General features: G+C 58.4%; 18 protein-coding genes. 4 read left to right on the forward strand and 14 right to left on the reverse strand.

Annotated elements, in window-relative coordinates; all coding sequences use genetic code 11:
* From rsxG to blr, 8 genes are all read right to left on the reverse strand, one after another.
* A complete protein-coding gene (rsxG, locus tag ACOYA6_RS05600) occupies window positions 1–621 on the reverse strand; it encodes an electron transport complex subunit RsxG (RefSeq protein ID WP_039029162.1) in 621 nt (206 codons plus the stop codon).
* 10 nt (window positions 622–631) lie between these two features.
* The gene (gene rsxD / locus ACOYA6_RS05605) at window positions 632–1,684 is read right to left on the reverse strand and encodes an electron transport complex subunit RsxD (RefSeq protein WP_039029163.1); all 1,053 of its coding nucleotides are present in this window, start codon (window positions 1,682–1,684) and stop codon (window positions 632–634) included.
* Window positions 1,685–3,802, reverse strand: coding sequence for an electron transport complex subunit RsxC (gene rsxC / locus ACOYA6_RS05610; protein WP_223074169.1), 2,118 nt, complete (start codon window positions 3,800–3,802; stop codon window positions 1,685–1,687).
* Window positions 3,795–4,373 carry an electron transport complex subunit RsxB gene (gene rsxB / locus ACOYA6_RS05615; RefSeq protein ID WP_039029165.1) on the reverse strand — a complete coding sequence of 193 codons (579 nt, stop codon included), beginning with the start codon at window positions 4,371–4,373 and terminating at the stop codon, window positions 3,795–3,797. The genes rsxC and rsxB overlap by 8 nt, the downstream gene beginning before the upstream one ends.
* The gene (gene rsxA, locus ACOYA6_RS05620; protein ID WP_039029166.1) at window positions 4,373–4,954 is read right to left on the reverse strand and encodes an electron transport complex subunit RsxA; all 582 of its coding nucleotides are present in this window, start codon (window positions 4,952–4,954) and stop codon (window positions 4,373–4,375) included. Before rsxA ends, rsxB begins: the two co-directional genes overlap by 1 nt.
* A 76-nt stretch (window positions 4,955–5,030) precedes the next feature.
* Window positions 5,031–5,471, reverse strand: a complete 441-nt coding sequence (locus ACOYA6_RS05625) for a DUF2569 domain-containing protein (RefSeq protein ID WP_039029167.1) — start codon at window positions 5,469–5,471, stop codon at window positions 5,031–5,033.
* Window positions 5,472–5,554: 83 nt separating this feature from the next.
* Entirely contained in the window at window positions 5,555–5,770 is a 216-nt protein-coding gene (gene ydgT, locus ACOYA6_RS05630) for a transcription modulator YdgT (RefSeq protein ID WP_039029168.1), read from the reverse strand.
* Between the two features lie 202 nt (window positions 5,771–5,972).
* Entirely contained in the window at window positions 5,973–6,131 is a 159-nt protein-coding gene (gene blr, locus ACOYA6_RS05635; protein WP_171029932.1) for a division septum protein Blr, read from the reverse strand.
* A 244-nt stretch (window positions 6,132–6,375) separates the two neighbouring features.
* On the opposite strand from blr, the gene ACOYA6_RS05640 reads away from it, so the two are divergent.
* Window positions 6,376–7,416 carry an oxidoreductase gene (locus tag ACOYA6_RS05640; RefSeq protein WP_138368844.1) on the forward strand — a complete coding sequence of 347 codons (1,041 nt, stop codon included), beginning with the start codon at window positions 6,376–6,378 and terminating at the stop codon, window positions 7,414–7,416.
* A 31-nt stretch (window positions 7,417–7,447) separates the two neighbouring features.
* On the opposite strand, the gene add is transcribed toward ACOYA6_RS05640, so the two are convergent.
* The 3 genes from add to malX form a co-directional block, all read right to left on the reverse strand.
* The gene (gene add / locus ACOYA6_RS05645) at window positions 7,448–8,449 is read right to left on the reverse strand and encodes an adenosine deaminase (protein ID WP_422654199.1); all 1,002 of its coding nucleotides are present in this window, start codon (window positions 8,447–8,449) and stop codon (window positions 7,448–7,450) included.
* A 96-nt stretch (window positions 8,450–8,545) separates the two neighbouring features.
* On the reverse strand, window positions 8,546–9,718 hold the full coding sequence (locus ACOYA6_RS05650; RefSeq protein WP_422654200.1) for a MalY/PatB family protein: 1,173 nt from the start codon (window positions 9,716–9,718) through the stop codon (window positions 8,546–8,548).
* Between the two features lie 46 nt (window positions 9,719–9,764).
* A complete protein-coding gene (gene malX, locus ACOYA6_RS05655; RefSeq protein ID WP_138368847.1) occupies window positions 9,765–11,357 on the reverse strand; it encodes a maltose/glucose-specific PTS transporter subunit IIBC in 1,593 nt (530 codons plus the stop codon).
* Between the two features lie 178 nt (window positions 11,358–11,535).
* On the opposite strand from malX, the gene ACOYA6_RS05660 reads away from it, so the two are divergent.
* Window positions 11,536–12,564, forward strand: a complete 1,029-nt coding sequence (locus ACOYA6_RS05660; RefSeq protein ID WP_422654201.1) for a Mal regulon transcriptional regulator MalI — start codon at window positions 11,536–11,538, stop codon at window positions 12,562–12,564.
* Between the two features lie 8 nt (window positions 12,565–12,572).
* On the opposite strand, the gene ACOYA6_RS05665 is transcribed toward ACOYA6_RS05660, so the two are convergent.
* Window positions 12,573–13,463: a LysR family transcriptional regulator gene (locus ACOYA6_RS05665; protein ID WP_422654202.1), complete on the reverse strand. Its 891-nt coding sequence runs from the start codon at window positions 13,461–13,463 to the stop codon at window positions 12,573–12,575.
* A gap of 117 nt (window positions 13,464–13,580) precedes the next feature.
* On the opposite strand from ACOYA6_RS05665, the gene ACOYA6_RS05670 reads away from it, so the two are divergent.
* Window positions 13,581–14,552 carry an MBL fold metallo-hydrolase gene (locus ACOYA6_RS05670; RefSeq protein WP_422654203.1) on the forward strand — a complete coding sequence of 324 codons (972 nt, stop codon included), beginning with the start codon at window positions 13,581–13,583 and terminating at the stop codon, window positions 14,550–14,552.
* Window positions 14,553–14,567: 15 nt separating this feature from the next.
* Window positions 14,568–15,422 carry an alpha/beta fold hydrolase gene (locus ACOYA6_RS05675; RefSeq protein WP_223074163.1) on the forward strand — a complete coding sequence of 285 codons (855 nt, stop codon included), beginning with the start codon at window positions 14,568–14,570 and terminating at the stop codon, window positions 15,420–15,422.
* Window positions 15,423–15,460: 38 nt separating this feature from the next.
* Here ACOYA6_RS05675 and ACOYA6_RS05680 read toward each other — a convergent pair whose 3' ends face one another.
* On the reverse strand, window positions 15,461–17,023 hold the full coding sequence (locus ACOYA6_RS05680; RefSeq protein ID WP_138368850.1) for a YdgA family protein: 1,563 nt from the start codon (window positions 17,021–17,023) through the stop codon (window positions 15,461–15,463).
* A gap of 101 nt (window positions 17,024–17,124) precedes the next feature.
* The gene (manA, locus tag ACOYA6_RS05685) at window positions 17,125–18,297 is read right to left on the reverse strand and encodes a mannose-6-phosphate isomerase (protein ID WP_039029179.1); all 1,173 of its coding nucleotides are present in this window, start codon (window positions 18,295–18,297) and stop codon (window positions 17,125–17,127) included.
* Window positions 18,298–18,392 lie beyond the last annotated feature (95 nt).

The following is an 18,392-nucleotide window of genomic DNA, read 5'->3' on the forward strand; positions in this document are numbered from 1 at the left end:
TCACTCCTCACAGGCGGGCAGATTGTTAATTTGCGCAGGCAGCGTTTGCGCGTAGACGCCCGCGCGCTTAACGGCATTCACCACCGCTCGCGGGGTAATGGTCGCACCGGTAAACTGATCGAATTCGCCGCCATCTTTTTTCACTGCAAACGCCGGATCGTCAATACCGTGGATGGTTTTACCAGCGAAATGCAAAATCCAGTCGCTTAAGCGGGTTTCGATTTTATCCCCAAGCCCTGGCGTTTCGTGATGCTGAGTCACGCGCGTGCCCAGCACGGTGCCGGAGAAATCGGTGCCGACCAGCAGCTGAATAGCGCCAGAGTAACCGTCCGGGGCCGTCGCTTCCATCACCACGCCGACCGGGGTATCGCCTTTACGGGCAATGTAAATACGGTGAGTGCCTTTGCCCAGCGCCGGAGCCTGAACAAGGTAGCAGCTCTTCTGCAGTTCGTTATCGTACAAATCGGCCGGAATAACCTGATCAAACAGCGCCTTCTGCTGACGAGCTGCCTGCTCATCAATGGTGGATTTGGTTAACCCGTTGACCAGCGCGGTCAGGCCAGTCAGCACCGCGGCAAAGAGCGCCAGGGTCACACCGTGTTTTTGCATCGTCTTTAACATGGCGTATTCCTTAGCGATGGCCGTACACGCGCGGACGGGTGTAGTAGTCGATGAGCGGTACGGTAATGTTCGCCAGCAGCACGGCGAAGGCCACGCCGTCCGGGTAACCGCCAAAGCTGCGGATCAGCCATACCAGCAGACCGGCCAGCGCACCAAAAATCAGGCGACCACGGTTCGTGGTGGAGGCCGTCACCGGGTCGGTCAGAATAAAGAACGCACCCAGCATGGTGGCACCAGAGAGCAGATGGATCTGCGGCGAAGCCAGCGACTCAGGCGAGAACGCCCAGCCCAGCCCGGAACAGACCGCCAGAGTGACCAGGAAGCTCACCGGGATATGCCAGCGGATCGCTTTCTGCCACAGCAGAAACAGCCCGCCCGCCAGATAAGCGAGGTTAACCCACTGCCAGCCTGCGCCCGCCAGCACGCCGCTGTAAATCGGGTACTGCAGGATCTGCTCCACGCTATGACCCGCGTGCAGGGAGGTTTTGAAGGTATCGAGCGGTGTTGCCTGGCTGATACCATCCACGCCCATGCGCAGGCTGTTCATATCAGCGCCGCTGGCGGTATGGCCAGAGAAGATCACCTGCACGGCATCCATAAAACCTGGCACCGTTGCGGCGATGTCATGCGGCGGCAGCCAACTGGTCATCTGCACCGGGAAGGAGATCAGCAGCACCACGTAGCCAATCATCGCCGGGTTAAAGGGGTTGTGCCCCAGGCCGCCATACAGCTGCTTGGCGATGATCACCGCAAATACGGTGCCGAGCACCACCATCCACCAGGGGGCGAAGGGGGGAATACTGATAGCCAGCAGCAGACCGGTAAGCAGGGCGGAGTTGTCCGCCAGAATTTTGCTTACCGCCATTTTACGCAGCTTAAGCACCAGCGCTTCAGCCGCCAGGGCGCTGACACAGCCGAGGATAATTTGCAGCAGCGTACCCCAGCCGAAAAACCAGAACTGAACGGCAATGCCCGGCAGCGCGGCCAGGCAAACCAGCATCATAATGCGCGATGTCTGGCGCTGGTTATGGGTATAAGGGGAGCTTGCGATTCTGAAAACCATTTAATCCTCGTTAACTGCCTGCTGTGCGGCTTTCTTCGCCTGGACGCGCGCGATGGCGGCAGCAACTGCCGCCTTGCGTGGATCGTCATTGGCTGCCGGTTCTTCTTCCTGCTGCGCCGCCTTGCGTGCTTTGGCACGAGCGATGGCCGCCTCGACCGCGGCTTTACGCGGATCGACAGGGGATTTTTCTTCCGGGGTCGTTTCCGGCTGCGCCGCTTTACGGGCTTTCGCACGGGCAATCGCCGCTTCGACCGCGGCTTTGCGCGGGTCGACCGGCGTCTGTTCGATCTGAATGTCGTCCGGCTGCGCCGCTTTGCGGGCTTTCGCGCGGGCAATCGCCGCTTCGACCGCGGCTTTACGTGGATCGACCGGAGCCGGTTCGGCCTGGCTTTCTTCCGGCTGGGCCGCTTTGCGGGCTTTGGCGCGGGCAATCGCCGCTTCCACCGCCGCTTTACGCGGATCGGCTTCCGGCTGCGCTGCGGCTGCCTGGGCTTTTTCTGCCTGCCGCGCCCGGGCCTCGGCTTTACGCGCTTCGCGGGCGGCAATCATCTCGCTGTTATCCGGGCGCTGACCTGCCGGGATCACTACATCTTCGGTAGCGGTGGCTTTCTTCTCGCGCACGCGGGCCAGGGCGGCGTTGATGGCGTCCTGATCTTTCGCCGCAGGCTGAACCGCGGCTTTCTTGTGGCGCTCCTCGCGGGCGGCTTTCTCACGCTCAAGACGCTGCTGGCGCGCTTCAAAACGTGCTTTGGCTTCGGCAGCACGCTTCTCTTCCTGGGCGATGGCGTAAATTTCGGCTTTCTCGACGCGGAAATACTGCACCAGCGGAATATTGCTCGGACAAACCCAGGCGCAGGCACCGCACTCGATACAGTCGGCCAGGTTGTGGGATTTTGCTTTGTCGTGGATCTGCCCTTTGCTGTACCAGTACAGCTGCTGGGGCAGCAGATCTGCCGGACAGGCGTCGGCGCAGGCACTACAGCGAATGCAGCCTTTCTCTTCCTGCTCTTCGCCCATTTCGCTGGCGGACGGTGCAAGCAGGCAGTTGGTAATTTTCACGACCGGGACATCGAGCCACGGCAGGGTAAAGCCCATCAGCGGCCCGCCCATGATCACCATCTGCTCAGCGCTCGGGCAGAAACCGGCCTGATCGAGCAGGTGGCGGACAGGAGTGCCGAGACGCGCCCAGACGTTGCCCGGACGGCTGACGGCTTCACCGGTGAGGGTGACGACGCGCTCGGTGAGCGGTTCGCCGTCAATGACCGCACGTTTCACGGCATAGGCGGTGCCGACGTTCTGCATCAGCACGCCGATATCAGACGAACGACCGCCGTGGGGAACCTGCTTGCCGGTTAAGATCTGGGTCAGCTGCTTCGCACCGCCGGAAGGGTATTTGGTCGGGATGACGCGCAGGCTGATGTCGTGGCTACCTGCCAGCACCGCACGCAGCATGGAGATGGCCTGCGGCTTGTTATCTTCGATGCCGATCAGGACTTCCTGCGGCTGCAGAATGTGCGCGAGGATACGAATACCCTCGACGATCTGCGCCGCGCAGTCCTGCATCAGACGATCGTCCGCCGTAATGTAGGGTTCGCACTCGGCGGCGTTGATGATCAGGGTCTTAATCTTATCGCCGCCGCCCTGCAGTTTGTTGCCGGTCGGGAAGCCTGCGCCGCCCAGACCGGCGACGCCGGACTGATGGATGCGGGCGATCAGTTCTTCCCGGCTGTGGCTGCGGTAGTCGCTCCAGCCGTCGCGCTCGATCCAGCGATCTTCGCCATCGGCTTCAATCACGATGCACATTTCAGACAGCGCGGAAGGGTGGGCCACCGTATGGGGGGCAATCGCCACCACGGTGCCGGAGGTCGGGGCATGTACAGGCAGCATACGCCCGCGCCCGAAGGTCAGGGGCTGGCCGCGTAACACGCTGTCGCCGGGCTTCACGCACAGCTCACCCTCAGCGCCGATGTGCTGTTTCAGAGGGATAATAAAACGGTTGGCCAGCGGTATCTGGCGCAGCGGCGTGCCGCTGGACTGGGTTTTCATCTCCGGCGGGTGAATACCGCCGTCGAAATCCCAGATCTTCTCTTTTCTGAAGGCAGAAAATAACTTAAGCATGTTGTTCCACAGGAATAATGCGCACCGGAATGGTCTGAAGATCCCATTTCCAGCTGTCAGTTGTGGTTGCTACCGGGCGTAACTCAATGCACTGGGTCGGGCAGGGGGCAACACAGAGGTTACAGCCGGTACACAGATCTTCCATCACGGTATGCATGGCGCGCGTGGCGCCCACGATGGCATCCACCGGGCAGGCCTGAATACATTTGGTGCAGCCGATGCAGTTGGGCTCATCAATCACCGCCAGCATGCGCACCGGCTCCTGGGCGCTCTCGTCACCGTCGACCGGCTGGGGTTCCACGTTCAGCAGTCCGGCAATTTTGAGCATTACCGCTTCGCCGCCAGGGGCACAGCGGTTAATTTTCTCTCCGCCGGTGCCCACCGCCTCGGCGTAAGGGCGACAGCCAGGGTAGCCGCACTGCCCGCACTGGCTTTGCGGCAGCAGCTCATCAATTTTTTCGACAACCGGATCGTCCTCTACCGCAAAGCGGCGTGAGGCGTAACCGAGAATAACGCCAAACAGCAGTCCCAGAACGCCGAGGACAGCAATGGCAATCCAGATTGCATTCATTACAACTTCACCAGACCACTAAAGCCCATAAAGGCCAGAGACATAAGACCGGCGGTAACCAGCGCGATAGCGTTACCGCGAAACGGTGCCGGGATATCGGCCGCCACCAGGCGTTCGCGGATCGCCGCAAACAGCACCATCACCAGCGAGAAGCCGACCGCGGCGGAAAAGCCGTACAGCGCCGACTGCAGGAAATTGTGCCCAAGGTTAATGTTGAGCAGCGCCACGCCGAGCACAGCACAGTTGGTGGTGATCAGCGGCAGGAAGATGCCGAGCAGGCGGTAGAGCGCCGGGCTGGTTTTACGCACCACCATTTCGGTGAACTGCACCACCACAGCGATAACCAGAATAAAGGCCAGCGTGCGCAGATAGGTCAGACCAAGGGGGATTAAGATCCAGGTATCTACCCACCAGGCGCAGATCGAGGCCAGGGTCAGCACGAAGGTGGTTGCCAGCCCCATCCCCATCGCCGTTTCCAGCTTTTTGGAGACGCCCATAAACGGGCACAGGCCAAGGAACTTCACGAGAACGAAGTTGTTTACCAGCACCGTGCCGACAAAGAGCAGTAAGTAATCGGTCATTATTTAGCCTGATATAAAAAAGCCGCCTATTATCGGATAAACCGCCGCAGGCGACAACAGGTTAACTGTAAGGTTATTACGGGTTCACAAAGGTGTTCTTCACACGTGCCGAGCGCTTAAAGTAGGGCACAAACAGCGCGGTCACAAGCAGTGGGAAGAGAAGTTGTCTCAGCGCCAGCGCATCGGATACCGGCGAAAAAGCGAAGGCCTTCACGGCCAGCAATACGGAGACAAGCAGCCAGATAATATAGTGCTTAGGCACACTGCGGCGGCGTTTGAAAAACGCAATGGTCAGCCACAGCGTGTAGTACCACATGGCAATCGCGAAGGCGAAGGAAATAAACCACATGACAATAGCAGTCGTATTTTGCGCACCAAGCGTCTTTAACGCGTGCGGCGTAATTAACGCAGTAGAGTAAAGTACCAGGGCCAGCGAGGCACTTAATAATGCAACCAGCAGCCAGGCAAGCGGAGCAAGTAACCAGCCGCCAATTCTTTCTCCAGCCGTAGTGGTCATGTTCTCTCCCGAAGTCATTAAAGCGCGAACCGCAAATTAGCAGGGGCGAGAGTATATAACATTTCCGGGGAATGAGTATCCTTTTAGAGCACGTAACGCCACACTGACTTAGGCACTTCGCCGACGTTGAACAGGCGTCCACCAGAGACCAGCTCTGCGCGACGGTGATCGGCGGCGCGGTACATGCTGATAATCTCCTGATTATCATTCAGGGTATAATTCAGGTGATCAAAGAGCTTTTCCAGACTTTCAAGGGAATTAATTTTGCGAAACTTTAATAAATAGTCCTGAACTGTCATTTTAATAATTTTCCATATACGAGTGAGTAATACCAAAGGAGTAATTCGGTCGAATAATAAACGGTTCAAATAAGACGTAAACATTTTGCAGAAACGCATCGGCAAAATTAAGAATATTCTTTGCTGACGAAATCAGGCGTCGGCCGACGCCTGGCGAAGAAGGGTAACGCTGTTCATGACGGCTGGCAATAAGCAACTGACATCATATGTCACTATTTTTGATCAGTGCATGAGGCTTGGCTTGATTGACCGTATTCACCGGTTCTGGCGGCTGGTAGTTATCAATATGGCTGGCAATGCCCAGCAATATCACCGACACGCCCAGCACAATCCACCCTGCTAACTCGATAATTCGATTAATTATTGTCGTCATGATTCGTTATTTGTTTTATCCATAAATACAGATCCAGAATTTTACAGCGCGCTATGCCTTCCGGCAAGCGCTTTGCATTGATGTTTTACGATTGTATTCAGCGAGTTATAAATGTTAATCAGAAATTACTGATTGCTTGTGTTGCTTTAAAGCGAGGAGTGCCAGATTAATCTATTGTGAGGTGAGAAGAGATAGTGTGAAATATGAGTGTCAAAAGATGAGAGGCGATTTCATGAGCGACAAAATCCGTGTTGGATTAATAGGTTATGGTTATGCGAGTAAAACGTTTCACGCCCCGCTGATTGATGGCACTCCGGGGATGGAGCTGGCAGCAATTTCCAGCAGCGATGCGACAAAAGTCCACGCCGACTGGCCAAACGTGCCGGTGGTTTCCGAGCCGAAGCATCTTTTTAACGATCCGACTATCGATCTGATCGTCATCCCGACGCCGAACGACACCCACTTCCCGCTGGCGAAAGCGGCCCTGGAAGCAGGCAAGCATGTGGTCGTGGACAAACCGTTCACCGTGACGTTGTCACAGGCGCGCGAGCTGGATGCGCTGGCGAAAAGCCTGGGTAAACTGCTCTCCGTGTTCCACAACCGTCGTTGGGACAGCGATTTCCTCACCGTTAAGGCATTGATTGCCGACGGCTCCCTCGGGGAAGTGGCATTCTTTGAATCCCATTTCGACCGTTTCCGTCCCCAGGTGCGTAACCGCTGGCGTGAGCAGGCGGGCCCGGGCAGCGGCATCTGGTACGATCTGGCCCCGCATCTTCTCGACCAGGCCGTTAACCTGTTTGGTCTGCCGGTGAGCCTGAACGTCGATCTGGCCCAGCTGCGTCCTGGCGCGCAGGCAACGGACTATTTCCATGCGGTGCTGAGCTACCCGCAGCGTCGCGTTGTGCTGCACGGCACCATGGTGGCCGCGGCGGAATCCGCGCGTTACATCGTCCACGGCACCCGCGGCAGCTACGTGAAGTTTGGTCTCGACCCGCAGGAAGATCGTCTGAAAAACGGCGAACGTCTGCCGCAGGAGGACTGGGGCTACGACATGCGTGATGGCGTGCTGACCCGTGTCGAAGGCGAAGAACTCGTGGAAGAGACCTGGCTGACGCTGCCGGGCAACTATCCGGCCTATTACGCCGGTATTCGCGATGCGCTGAACGGTGACGGGGAAAACCCGGTTCCGGCAAGCCAGGCGATTCAGATTATGGAGCTGATTGAGCTGGGTATCGAGTCGGCGAAACATCGCGCGACTCTCTGTCTGGCATAAAAAACAACGCCCGGCAGTGCCGGGCGTTTTCTTATCCGCGTGCGACCTTGTCGCGCAGCGCCTGCTTCTCGGCCGGCGTTAAAAATGCCATCTCCAGTCCGTTGATCTGCGCCTGGCGGATCTGCTCCCGGCTCAGCCCTGCCAGCGAGGCAGCCACGTTGTACTCATGAATGATATCCACACCCTGAACCGCCGGATCGTCGGTGTTCAAGGACGCCAGTACCCCATGCTCGAGGAAGGTTTTCAGCGGATGGTGCGCCAGCGTCGCCACGGTGCTGGTCTGAATGTTGGAGGTTAAACAGGATTCGATCCCGATGCGCTGTTCGGCGAGGAAATCCATCAGAGCCCTGTCTTCCACCGCCTTCACGCCGTGACCGATTCGCTCGGCACCCAGCTCACGAATAGCCTGCCAGATGCTCTCCGGGCCCGCCGCTTCACCGGCATGGACGGTGATGTGCCAGCCAGCATCACGGGCGCGGTTGAAGTGGGAAAGGAACAGGCTGCCCGGGAAGCCCAGCTCATCGCCGGCCAGATCCACCGCGGTAATACCGTCCCGGTGCGCCAGCAGGGCTTCAAGCTCCTGCAGGCAGGCGGCTTCGCCGAAGGTGCGGCTCATGATCCCGATCAGACGCGCTTCAACGTTAAAGGTTTTGCACCCTTCGCGAACCCCTGCGATCACCGCTTCTACCACACCGTCGACCGGCAAGTTATGGGTCATCGCCATATAGCCTGGGGAGAAACGCAGCTCGACGTAGTGCAGACCGTTGCGCGCGGCATCTTCGATATTTTCAAAGGCGACGCGACGGCAGGCGTCCAGCGAGGCGAGAACTTTTACCCCCCAGTCGAGTTTGCTCAAAAAGCTGACCAGATCCGGCTCGTTTTCCGTAACCTGCACATGCGGGATCAGTGACTCCAGGGTTTGTGCGGGCAGGGTTAAATTATACTGACGACCAAGGTCCAGAATGGTCTGGGCGCGGATGTTGCCGTCAAGGTGGCGGTGAACGTCAGTTAGCGGGAGGGTGGTATCAATCATGGTCGCACTCTTTATTAGTAGAAGTGCGACACATTATAAAAACAAAACCGATGAAAAAGCTATTTGCGCAAGATAAATATCCGTTGCGCAACAAAATCACCGCAGGGCGTTGATCCCGGCAATCAGGCGTTCGACGCCTTGCTCCAGCTTGCTGCGCGGGCATCCGGCGTTAAGGCGGATAAAACCGTTACCCTCTTCGCCGTAAGTATAGCCTGGCATAATCGCCACCTTTTGCTGCTCAATCAGCACCTTTTGCAGCGCCTTGTCATCAATGTTGAGCGGGCGGAGATCGACCCACGCCAGATAGGTCGCTTCCGGCGGTTGCCAGTTTAACGCGGGGAAGGCGGCGTTGAGCCTGTCGGCAACATACTGCAAGTTGGCCTCCAGATACCCGCGCAGCGCATCCAGCCAGGCCTCACCCTGCTCATAAGCGGCAATGTGCGCCACCAGCGCCAGCACCGACGGCGAAGAGAGCCCGTCGCGCCCCTTCAGCGCATGTAAATACGCCGTGCGGCTGGCCTCGTCGCCAATAAGCCCGTAAGCCCCGGTAAGGGCGGGAATGTTAAAGCTCTTGGAGCCCGAGGTCAGCAGGGCCCATTTGCTGCGCGCCACCTCGCACCACGGGGTATGCCGGTGGTTGCCCCAGACCATATCCATATGGATCTCATCGCTGATCACCGCTACGCCGTGACGCGCGCACAGATCCGCCATGGTGTTCAGCTCATCCCGGGTCCAGACCTTGCCGGTGGGGTTGTGCGGGCTGCAAAGCAGTAAAACAGTGTTCTGCGGCTGGGCCAGCACCGCTTCCAGTTCCGCCATGTCGCACTGCCATCCCGCAGGCGTTTTATGCAGGCCAACGGAGACCACCTGACGCTGATTGCCCGCCACGGCATTGTAAAACGCGTCGTAGGCCGGGGTGTGGATCACCACGCCGTCGCCGGGCGCTGACCACTGGCGGATCAGCTCCGACACCATATAGATCACCGACGGGCCGTAGACGATGGCGTTGGTGTCTATGGTGCTGTTAAAGCGCTGGCGAAACCAGTGCGCCACCGCGGCAAGGAATTCGTCGTTTTTCCAGCGGCTGTAGCCAAACACCCCGTGGCCGATGCGCGATTGCAGGGCGTCGATGATGCAGGGGGCGGTGGCGAAATCCATATCCGAGATGGTAAAGGGCAGCAGATCGGCGGTGCCGAAGCGGTCCGCAATGTAATCCCACTGGGTACACCAGGTGCCGTGACGATCCACGACGGCTGAAAAATCAAACATAACGTGTCCTTAAATGAAAACCCCCTCAGGTGAGGGGGCTGAGGCATCAGGCTTCTACTGTTCGCATCAGGGTCGCCAGCTCATCTTTCACTGACTGTACCTGCGGGCCGATCACTACCTGCAAATTGTGCTGGTTAAGCTGCACCACGCCGATGGCGCGGTTGGCCTTCAGGGCGTTGGTATCCACTTTGGACATATCCGCTACCGACAGACGCAGACGGGTGATGCAGTTGTCCAGCGAGGTAATGTTATCCGCACCGCCCAGCGCCGCGAGGATTGCCGGGGTATTGTAGCCGGATTTGCCGGTGACGCCTGCCACGGCCTGTTCCACGCTTGCCGCGTTATCGATATCACGTCCCGGCGTTTTAAGGTTAAAGCGGGTGATGGCGAAGCGGAAGATGCCGTAGTACACCGCAAACCAGATAGCGGCCACTACCGGTACCAGATACCACTTGGTCGACAGGCCATGAAGAATACCGAACACCACGAAGTCGATCACGTTGCCGTCGGTGTTGCCGATGGTCACGCCCAGCACCGCCATGGTGGTGAAGCCCAGACCGGTCAGCACGGCGTGAATCAGATACAGCACCGGCGCCACGAACAGGAACAGGAACTCGATCGGCTCGGTGGTGCCGCCTACCACGCAGGCGATAACGCCGGAGATCAGCAGGCCTTTAATCTTATGACGGTTTTCCGGACGGGCGCAGTGGTACATTGCCAGCGCCGCACCCGGCAGGCCGCCGAGGAAGGCAGGCATTTTACCCTGGGAGAGGAAGCGGGTGGCGCTCTCCGAGAAGCCGTGGGTGGTCGGGCAGCTCAGCTGCGCCTGGAAGATGGTCAGCGCGCCGCTCACATCGTGACCGCATACGTCCATGGTGCCGCCCGCTTCGGTGAAGCGGATCAGGGCGACAAGAATATGCTGGAGTCCAAACGGCAGCAACAGGCGTTCCCCGGTGCCGAAGATCATCGGACCGAAATCCCCCGCGCTGTTAATGATACGGCCAATGCCGGTAATTCCCATGGCAAAGACAGGCCAAATCAGCGGAATGATCAGACCAAACAGACCCATTACAACGAGGGTGATAATCGGCACAAAGCGGGTACCGCCGAAGAAGGCCAGCGCGTCCGGCAGGCGGATATTGTGGAAACGCTCGTGCAGCATCCAGATGATCACCCCTGCGATCACCGCTCCGAGGATCCCGGTATCAATAGACTGAATACCAATCACGCTCTGAATGTTGTTGGCTTTGAGCACCGCCGCGTCGGTGGTCGGCAGAATACCTTTCGCGGTCAGCCAGAAGTTGACCGCCAGGTTCATCACCGCGTAGCCAACGAAACCGGCAAACGCCGCCACGCCTTTGTTTTCACGGGCCAGCCCCAGTGGGATAGCGATACAGAACATCACCGGCAGGAAGCTAAAGGCAAAGGAGCCGACCTTGCTCATCCAGATGAAGATCGCCTGCAGCACGGGGTTACCCAGCGCCGGGATCAGGGTAACGACATCGTGACTGCTGAGCGAACTGCCGATCCCCAGCATGATCCCGCAGAAGGAGAGCAGAGCCACGGGCAGCATAAAGGTTTTACCCAGTTGCTGGAAAAACTCCCACAGCGAGATTTTTTGTGCTGCTTTCGCCGTCATAAAACGACTCCTTTGTTGTTAAAATAGATTTACCTGCCTCAGTGCTGCGAGAAGATAAAACGTTTTATCAAAGTTTAGTGCGCGCTAAATCACATTCTCAGGCTTTGGCAGAGAGTATAAAGATAACGTATTGATAAAACGTTTTAGCGTTCTCATTATCAGGGAGTCACGCCACCACATGGCTGTAGCGAAAAAGATCACCATCAACGACGTCGCGCTGGCGGCGGGGGTTTCCGTCAGCACGGTTTCACTGGTTTTGAGCGGTAAAGGACGCATCTCTCCCGCAACGGGCCAGCGCGTCAACGAGGCGGTTGAGCAACTCGGTTTTGTCCGCAACCGCCAGGCATCCGCCCTGCGGGGTGGGCAAAGCGGGGTGATTGGCCTGATCGTCCGCGACCTCACGTCGCCGTTTTATGCTGAGCTCACCGCAGGCATGACGGAAGCGCTGGAAGCCCAGGGGCGGATGGTCTTTTTGCTGGCCGGCGGGCGCGAGGCCGACCAGCTGCTCCAGCGTCTCGACATGCTGCTGACGCAAGGGGTGGATGGCGTGATTGTCGCCGGAGCCTCCGGGGTGAGTAATGAGCTGTGCGAGCGGGCCGCACAGAAGGGCGTTCCGCTGGTGTTTGCCTCCCGCGCCAGCTATCTGGACGAAGCGGATACCCTGCGCCCGGACAACATGCAGGCGGCGCAAATGCTGACCGAACATCTTATTCATCGCGGCCATCAGCGCATTGCCTGGCTGGGCGGGCAAAGCTCGTCCCTGACCCGCGCCGAACGGGTGGGCGGCTACTGCGCGACCTTGATTAAATACGGGCTGCCGTTCCACAGCGAGTGGGTGGTGGAGTGCGGCTCCAGCCAGAAGCAGGCGGCAGAGGCGATAAATGCACTGCTGCGCGCCAGTCCGACCATCAGCGCCGTGATCTGCTACAACGACGTCATCGCCATGGGGGCCTGGTTTGGCCTGATCCGTGCCGGACGACAAAGCGGGGAAGGCGGAGTTGAAACTTTCTTTGGTCATCAGGTGGCGCTCGGCGCCTTTGCGGATGTGTCAGAGAACGCGCTGGACGATCTGCCCATCGTCTGGGCGACCACGCCCGCGCGCGAAATGGGCTACACCCTGGCAGACCGCATTATGCAGCGCATCGAGAAATCCGACGTGCAGGCCGGGCACCAGATCGTTTCAGCCCGGCTGGTGACGGTGAAATAGCGTTACGCTTATGGCGTGAGCGGGTTAATCGCCAGCCGCGCCTCAAGGGCTTCAACAAACTTACGTACCTTCACCGGGATCAGTCGCGACGTCGGGTAGACGGCCCAGACGGCCAGGGCCTCCGGTTGGGCATCCTCCAGTACAATCCGCTCAAGCTGGCCCTGCGCCAGGGCGGGCTCAACGTACCAGCGGGAGAGGTTGGCGATGCCCATTCCCCCCAGACACGCCTCAAAGATCGCCTCAATGGAGTTCGCCGAAAATCGCCCGGACACCTTCTGTTTGCTGCGCTGCCCGCCCTGGTCAAACGCCCAGTGGGTAGTATCGGAGGTGGTTAAGCAGCTGTGCGTCGCCAGATCGCTGAGGGTTTTCGGATAGCCGTTCGCCGCCAGATACTCAGCGCTGGCGCACAAATCGCGGGGGTTATCACACAGGCGATGCGCCACCAGACGGTTGTCCCGCAGCGGGGCGATACGTAACGCCACGTCGATTCCTCTGGCGACAATATCAACCTGCTCATCGGTGGCGAGCAGATCCACCCGCAGGGCAGGATGCTGGCGCATAAAGTCGGGCAGCATCGGGGCGATGATCTTCCGCCCAAACGCGGCTGAAGCGGTGATGCGCAGCCGCCCGGTAAGGTGGGTGCCGTCAGGAAACAGATCGGCAAGAGCATTGGTTTTGTCCTCCAGCAGCGCCTGGGCATGGGGCAAAAATACCGCGCCGTCGCTGGTGGGGGAAAGGGAGCGCGTGGTGCGATGCACCAGCCTTACCCCAAGCTCCGCCTCCAGATTATTGAGGCACCGCGAAGCCGCCATGGCGCTCATCGACAGCCGACGCGCCGCCCCCGCCAGGCTGCCCGCTTTGATCGCTTCCACGAACACTTCTACCTCTTCCAGTCTCATTATCTCGCTTCTCGTTATACTGGCCTATCAAATTACACATCTACACTAATTGTCGTTATAGCGCCATAGTCACTTCACATTCAGATTAACGGTGAATTCGGAGTGAAGATGAAAAAGATGACCGCAGTTTTAGCCCTCAGCAGCCTGTTTGTGGCCAGCGCCGTCCTGGCTGATGCGCCCGCCCAGATTAAACAGCAGGTGCCGGGATATTACCGCCTGGCTGTCGGAGCCTATGAAGTCACGGCGCTGTTTGACGGCTACAACGATCTCTCGCCCTCCTTATTAAAAGGGCTGTCGGCCAGCAAAATACGCGAGCTGCTGGCGCAACATAAGATTGATGACGAGCGCATGCCCACCTCATTCAACGCTTTTCTGATCAACACCGGGAAACATCTGGTGATGATTGACAGCGGGGCGGGCCACTGTGTACCGCAAACCGCCGGACAGCTGATCCCCAATATGACGGCGTCCGGGTATCGCCCCGAGCAGGTTGACACCATCTTCCTGACCCACCTTCACCTGGACCATGTGTGCGGTCTGAGCGATGCCGCCGGTAAAGCGCTGTTCCCCAATGCCACGGTTTACGTGCCGCAGGGGGAAGCCGACTACTGGCTGGATCCGGCGAAAGAAGCCAGTGCCCCCGCGAATGCGAAGGAGTATTTCGCCATCGCCCGGGATGCCCTGGCAGCCTATAAAGCGGCCGGACGGCTGAAAACCTTTGTGCCGCCCGCCTCGCCCATTCCGGAGGTCCAGACCGCCTATGCCATTGGCCATACCCCTGGCAGCACCCTCTACCGCTTTGCCTCAGAAGGGAAAGCCGTTAACTTCATTGGCGATCTGATCCATGCGCCCGCCGTGCAGTTCCCGCACCCTGAAGTGACGATTCGCTTTGACGTGGACGCGAAGAAAGCCTCCGCGTCCCGTGAAAAAGAATTTAACGCCCTGGCGAAAGATGGCGAGTGGCTGGCGGCGGCGCATCTGGCCTTCCCGGGGATCGGCCAGCTCTCCACAATCCCGCAGGGTTACAGCTGGAATCCGGCGAACTACGGCCCCTGGCAGCGTGCGGCCGATGTACCACTGCTGAAATAAGGCGAGGGAATAAAGATGAAAAGTTATACCGTTATGGCAAACGGCATCCGTCAGTTTGTGGTTGAGGAGGGCGAAGGCGCCCCGGTTATCCTGCTGCACGGTTTTCCGGAAACCAATTACGCCTGGCGCTATCAGATCCCCGTTCTGTCAAAACACTACCGGGTAATCGCTCCGGATTTGCGTGGCTACGGGGAAACCGATAAACCTGCCTCCGGCTACGATAAACGCAATATGGCGCGGGATATTCGGGAGCTGATGCGCGCGCTGGGGCTGGAAAAAGTGGTGCTGGTGGGGCACGACCGTGGGGCGCGGGTCGCAACCCGCTTTGCGAAAGATTATCCGGAGCTGGTGGACCGTCTGGTGGTGATGGATAACGTTCCGACGCGTATCGTTGCGCGCGATTTAAATGCCTCCATCGCCCGGGCGTACTGGTTCTTCCTGTTCCACCTGGTGCCCGATCTGCCGGAAGCCCTGATTGCCGGTCGGGAGCATATCTGGCTGCGTCACTTCTTCTCGGACTGGACCTTTGATCCCTCAACCATCAGCGGCGAGGCATTTGATACCTATGTCCGGGCGTATCAGGCCCCCGGAGCCGTGCGCGGGGCCATGGCGGATTATCGCGCTAACGCGGAGGATGTGGCGCAGGATCTTGCCGATGCTGACGTCAAAATCGCCTGCCCGGTGATGTCGCTGTGGGGCAATGATTTCCACGCCGTCGGAAAGCTGTTCGATATGCAAAGCGTCTGGGCGGAAATGGCGGACGATCTCAGGGCGTATGCCATTGAGGAGTGTGGTCATCTGCCGCAGGAAGAGCAGCCGGAGAAGGTCAATGCCCTGCTGCTGGATTTCCTTACCGGCTGGAAAGGATAAGCGGCAATAAAAAACCCCTCCGAAGAGGGGTTAAACCGTTACTGCTGAGGAACCGCAGGTGCTGCCGGAGCGGCCGGCGCTGGCGGTACTGCTGGTGCCGCAGGCTCGGCCGGTGGCGCCAGGTTCAGGGCCGGTACGCCGAACATGCCAACGAACTCCTCCAGAGGCATTTTCTGACCGTTCAGCGTCACCTGACCATTGCTGTACTGCAGGCTGGTGCTGATGACGTTATCTTCCACGGTGGTGATGCGGAACATCTGTCCCATCGCCGCCAGGCCTTTCACCTGCTGGCTGGCCAGCTTCCCGGCGTCATCCTCGTTGTAGCCTTCCAGCTTCGCAATCTGGGTCATGAACTCGGTCGCCATGTCCATTGGGATGGTCAGCTTGCTCTCCAGCGATTTCACGCTGCGATCCACTTCCTGGGCCAGGGTCTGGGCTTCACCCGTCGCGGTAGCCGGATCTTTCATGAACAGCGACAGATTGAAGTTGGTTTCGCCTTTGCTGTTTTTCCAGCTCAGCGGGGCGAGAGTGATTACCGGCTCGCCTTTGAGCAGGATCGGCAGATTGCCGAAGAACGCCTCGGCCACTTTCTGCTGGTAGAGCGCCGGGTTATTGGTCATCAGCTCTTTATCTGCCAGCAGCGCCTGGCTCTGGGCGCGGTACTGTTGGCTGAACTGGTGCCACGCCTGACCGTCGATATTGCCGATTTTCAGCGTCAGCTTGCCGGTACCCAGGTCCTGATTCTGCACTTTCAGGCTCTTCAGGCTGTAATCCAGCTGGCTGTTGATGCTCTTGCCATCTTTAGACAGATCCGCAGTCGCTTTCAAATCCGTGCCTTCCAGCACCGCCATCTCTTTGCCTTCGATGGCGATAGCCATTTTATCAAGGGTCAGTTTCTGATCGCCGATGCGTTCATCAAAGCTGGTCAGACGGCTGTTGCCATCGATGTTCAGGTTATTGAAGGTCAGCTGGACTTTCTGATCGTACTCGTTCACCGCGTGGACCAGGCCGCTTGCCGCTTCGCCTTTCAGCGTGACGTTTTTGCCGTCGCGATCGGCATCAAGCTGGAAGTTGCCGCCGCTGAACGCCACTTTCTCGTCGCCATTCTCGTAATTCAGCGCTTTCAGGGCGATATCGGAACGGGTATCACCGGCATAGCTGATGCGGGTATTGATTTCGAACGGCGACTCATTCTTAGCCAGATCGAACAGCGGCTTAGAGGCTTCGTTGTTGACCAGGGTCGATTTCACCGAGGCCATAGAAGGGATCAGGTTGAACTTTTTCAGCTGGGCCAGCGGGAACGGGCCGTGGTCAACCTCTTCGTTCAGCACCAGGCTTTGACCCGGCTGCAGCCACGGATTTGTGCTGCCAGCAACCGGCTTAACGACCATCTGCAAATGGCTGCTGAACACGCCGCGCTGATAATCCTGATAGCTCAGCTCCAGCCCGGCTTCCGGTGCGGTACGCTTAAGCTCACCGTTCGCCTGCGCCACCATCTCTGACAGACGACTCTCCAGCTGTTTCCCTGTGTACCAGGCCGCGCCCGTCCAGACCAGCCCTAAAGCAACAATAACGCCTGCAGCTACAACCGATTTTTTCATCGTGATTATCCCTAAAATGAAACCGAGCGGTGAAAACCGCCCGGTGAGGTCATAAGATTACCAATAGCTTAGCAATAATTGTTAAAAAATTCAGCGGTTCACTAAAGCTTGTTGAAAACCCGCGCCAGACGACCCACGCCGCTGACGCTGACCGGAGAGTCATTCGCCGCAATAAAGGCTGACTCGCCAGGCTTCAGCACCAGGCGCTCGTCACCCTTGCTCAGCACGGCTTCGCCCTCAACGCAGAACAGAATGGCCGCGCTCTGCTGGGCGATACGGGTCTCGTCGCTGCCGAGGTCATGCAGCGAGAAAGCAAAGTCATCCACCGGAATCGGGAAGTCCAGCTCTGCGCCGTTTTTCACCGGTTGGGTAAGCAACTCAGCGGCCGGTTTGGCGACGAATTTGACGTTAGCCACCAGTTCAGGAATGTCGATGTATTTTGGCGTCAGCCCCGCACGCAGGACGTTATCGGAGTTCGCCATCACCTCCAGTGCCACGCCTTTAAGATAGGCGTGCGGCGTTTCGGCAAACAGGAACATCGCTTCGCCCGGCTCCAGTTTCACCACGTTCAGCAGCAGCGGAGAGAAGAGACCGCTGTCGTCCGGGTAAAATTCTGAAATGACGCGAATAGTCTCCCAGGGTTCCCCTTTCTGGCTGTTGAGGGCCGCTTTCAGCACCGCCAGGGCGCGGGATTTTTCGTCGCCCTGCATATTGAGCAGGCTGGCGAAAAGGTGGCTCAGGCGATCGGCATCCGGTTTTTCGAGGAAGTGGGCGATGGCGCTGTGCGCCCCGGCGACCGGCTGCAGCAGGGAGACGATCTCAGAGAACTCGCGGAAGGCGTTCATTGCCAGGAACGGAGTCAGGGCAAAAACCAGTTCCGGTTTGTGGTTGGGATCTTTGTAGTTACGTTCGGCGGCATCCAGCGGAATACCGGCCGCGTTCTCTTTCGCAAAGCCCTCTTCGGAGGCCTGCTTGTTCGGGTGAACCTGAATGGAGAGCGGTTGATCGGCGCAAAGCACCTTGAAGAGGAATGGCAGTTCGCCAAAACGTTCGGCGACGGCACCGCCCAACAGCGTGGTTTTATCGGCATCAATAACCTCACGCAGGGAACGCACGCCCCGGGCATCTTCAATTTTTGAGCTGCTCTTCGGGTGCGCCCCCATCCACAATTCTGCCATCGGCAGGTTGTCCGGGTTGGCGATACCGTAGAGATCCGTTAACGCAGTTTTACTTCCCCAGGCGTAGTTCTGCACTGAGTTGATGAGTTTTTGCATTATCAAGCCCTGTTTCATATGTGGAATTATCTGCCCGTATTAAAGCAATAAACCGCACGGATGTAACCTGCACGCGGAAAAAGTCGTACTAGTCT

Origin of the sequence: Leclercia barmai (genome assembly GCF_049312895.1) — a bacterium.
GTDB classification, from domain to species: Bacteria; Pseudomonadota; Gammaproteobacteria; order Enterobacterales; family Enterobacteriaceae; genus Enterobacter; species Enterobacter barmai.

Bases quoted from the DNA above. Each gene is read 5' to 3' on its own strand.
- rsxG (WP_039029162.1), bottom strand. From the start codon at position 621: ATGTTAAAGACGATGCAAAAACACGGTGTGACCCTGGCGCTCTTTGCC.
- rsxD (WP_039029163.1), bottom strand. From the start codon at position 1,684: ATGGTTTTCAGAATCGCAAGCTCCCCTTATACCCATAACCAGCGCCAG.
- rsxC (WP_223074169.1), bottom strand. From the start codon at position 3,802: ATGCTTAAGTTATTTTCTGCCTTCAGAAAAGAGAAGATCTGGGATTTC.
- rsxB (WP_039029165.1), bottom strand. From the start codon at position 4,373: ATGAATGCAATCTGGATTGCCATTGCTGTCCTCGGCGTTCTGGGACTG.
- rsxA (WP_039029166.1), bottom strand. From the start codon at position 4,954: ATGACCGATTACTTACTGCTCTTTGTCGGCACGGTGCTGGTAAACAAC.
- ACOYA6_RS05625 (WP_039029167.1), bottom strand. From the start codon at position 5,471: ATGACCACTACGGCTGGAGAAAGAATTGGCGGCTGGTTACTTGCTCCG.
- ydgT (WP_039029168.1), bottom strand. From the start codon at position 5,770: ATGACAGTTCAGGACTATTTATTAAAGTTTCGCAAAATTAATTCCCTT.
- ACOYA6_RS05640 (WP_138368844.1), top strand. From the start codon at position 6,376: ATGAGCGACAAAATCCGTGTTGGATTAATAGGTTATGGTTATGCGAGT.
- add (WP_422654199.1), bottom strand. From the start codon at position 8,449: ATGATTGATACCACCCTCCCGCTAACTGACGTTCACCGCCACCTTGAC.
- ACOYA6_RS05650 (WP_422654200.1), bottom strand. From the start codon at position 9,718: ATGTTTGATTTTTCAGCCGTCGTGGATCGTCACGGCACCTGGTGTACC.
- malX (WP_138368847.1), bottom strand. From the start codon at position 11,357: ATGACGGCGAAAGCAGCACAAAAAATCTCGCTGTGGGAGTTTTTCCAG.
- ACOYA6_RS05660 (WP_422654201.1), top strand. From the start codon at position 11,536: ATGGCTGTAGCGAAAAAGATCACCATCAACGACGTCGCGCTGGCGGCG.
- ACOYA6_RS05665 (WP_422654202.1), bottom strand. From the start codon at position 13,463: ATGAGACTGGAAGAGGTAGAAGTGTTCGTGGAAGCGATCAAAGCGGGC.
- ACOYA6_RS05670 (WP_422654203.1), top strand. From the start codon at position 13,581: ATGACCGCAGTTTTAGCCCTCAGCAGCCTGTTTGTGGCCAGCGCCGTC.
- ACOYA6_RS05675 (WP_223074163.1), top strand. From the start codon at position 14,568: ATGAAAAGTTATACCGTTATGGCAAACGGCATCCGTCAGTTTGTGGTT.
- ACOYA6_RS05680 (WP_138368850.1), bottom strand. From the start codon at position 17,023: ATGAAAAAATCGGTTGTAGCTGCAGGCGTTATTGTTGCTTTAGGGCTG.
- manA (WP_039029179.1), bottom strand. From the start codon at position 18,297: ATGCAAAAACTCATCAACTCAGTGCAGAACTACGCCTGGGGAAGTAAA.